Annotated in this window: 2 rRNA genes; both read right to left on the bottom strand. The window is 56.1% G+C overall.

What is annotated here, in order from left to right:
- Positions 1-111, bottom strand: a 5S ribosomal RNA gene (gene rrf / locus ACFQPP_RS14800); the annotation flags it as partial.
- Between the two features lie 95 nt (positions 112-206).
- A 23S ribosomal RNA gene (locus tag ACFQPP_RS14795) occupies positions 207-1,984 on the bottom strand; the annotation flags it as partial.

Genomic DNA, 1,984 nt, shown 5'->3' with positions numbered 1-1,984 from the left:
CGGTGTCCTACTCTCCCACAGGGTCCCCCCTGCAGTACCATCGGCGCTGTGAGGCTTAGCTTCCGGGTTCGGAATGTGACCGGGCGTTTCCCTCACGCTATGGCCGCCGAAACACTATGGATGTTTCAGTCGAATCCTAGCGGATCCTTGTTCTCGACCGTCCATCGAGAACCACAAAGTGGACGCAAGCATCGCTCATGCGAAGTGTTATCAAGTCATCGGCCTATTAGTACCGGTCAGCTCCACGGGTCGTTAGTCCCCGCTTCCACATCCGGCCTATCAACCCAGTCGTCTGGCTGGGGGCCTCTCGCCTCGAAAGGCTTGGAAGTCTCATCTTGAGGCCGGCTTCCCGCTTAGATGCTTTCAGCGGTTATCCATCCCGAACGTAGCTAATCAGCGGTGCTCCTGGCGGAACAACTGACACACCAGAGGTTCGTCCAACCCGGTCCTCTCGTACTAGGGTCAGATCCTCTCAAACTTCCTACGCGCACAGAGGATAGGGACCGAACTGTCTCACGACGTTCTAAACCCAGCTCGCGTGCCGCTTTAATGGGCGAACAGCCCAACCCTTGGGACCTACTCCAGCCCCAGGATGCGACGAGCCGACATCGAGGTGCCAAACCATGCCGTCGATATGGACTCTTGGGCAAGATCAGCCTGTTATCCCCGAGGTACCTTTTATCCGTTGAGCGACAGCGCTTCCACAAGCCACTGCCGGATCACTAGTCCCGACTTTCGTCCCTGCTCCAGTTGTCACTGTCACAGTCAAGCTCCCTTGTGCACTTACACTCGACACCTGATTGCCAACCAGGTTGAGGGAACCTTTGGGCGCCTCCGTTACTCTTTGGGAGGCAACCGCCCCAGTTAAACTACCCATCAGGCACTGTCCCTGAACCGGATCACGGTTCGAAGTTAGATATCCAGAGTGACCAGAGTGGTATTTCAACGGCGACTCCACCTGAACTAGCGTCCAAGCTTCACAGTCTCCCACCTATCCTACACAAGCCACGCCGAACACCAATACCAAACTATAGTAAAGGTCACGGGGTCTTTCCGTCCTTCTGCGCGTAACGAGCATCTTTACTCGTAGTGCAATTTCGCCGAGTTCGCGGTTGAGACAGCTGGGAAGTCGTTACGCCATTCGTGCAGGTCGGAACTTACCCGACAAGGAATTTCGCTACCTTAGGATGGTTATAGTTACCACCGCCGTTTACTGGGGCTTAAATTCAGAGCTTCGCTTGCGCTAACCCTTCCTCGTAACCTTCCAGCACCGGGCAGGCGTCAGTCCGTATACATCGTCTTGCGACTTGGCACGGACCTGTGTTTTTAGTAAACAGTCGCTTCCCACTGGTCTCTGCGGCCGTCGAACGCTCAGGGAGCAAGTCCCGTCACGCCTCAGGCCCCCCTTCTCCCGAAGTTACGGGGGCATTTTGCCGAGTTCCTTAACCACGATTCTCTCGATCTCCTTGGTATTCTCTACCTGACCACCTGAGTCGGTTTGGGGTACGGGTGGCTTGAACCTCGCGTCGATGCTTTTCTCGGCAGCATAGGATCGTCGACTTCCCTCTAGGGTTCGGCATCAGCTCTCGGGGAACGTTGAAGACGGATTTGCCTATCTTCACCCCTACGACCTTGCCCGGACTCAACCATCGGCCCGGTTCGACTACCTTCCTGCGTCACACCTGTTAATACGCTAGCCGCACCAGCATGGGGTCGAGTGCTAGCCCAAGCGGCATCACCCCGAAGGGATCCGCACGCAAGGATTCGGACTCTTAGCACCACTGGATTGACTTGGGCGGTTCTTCGCCAGCGCAGGAATATCAACCTGCTGTCCATCGACTACGCCTGTCGGCCTCGCCTTAGGTCCCGGCTTACCCAGGGAAGATTAGCTTGACCCTGGAACCCTTGGTCTTTCGGAGGACATGTTTCTCACATGTCTTTCGCTACTCATGCCTGCATTCTCACTCGTGCAGCGTCCACGGCT

This window comes from Agrococcus sp. GCM10030265, assembly GCF_042666675.1.
In the GTDB taxonomy this organism is placed as follows: domain Bacteria; phylum Actinomycetota; class Actinomycetes; order Actinomycetales; family Microbacteriaceae; genus Agrococcus.
This window is presented reverse-complemented; position numbering and strand designations above follow the sequence as displayed.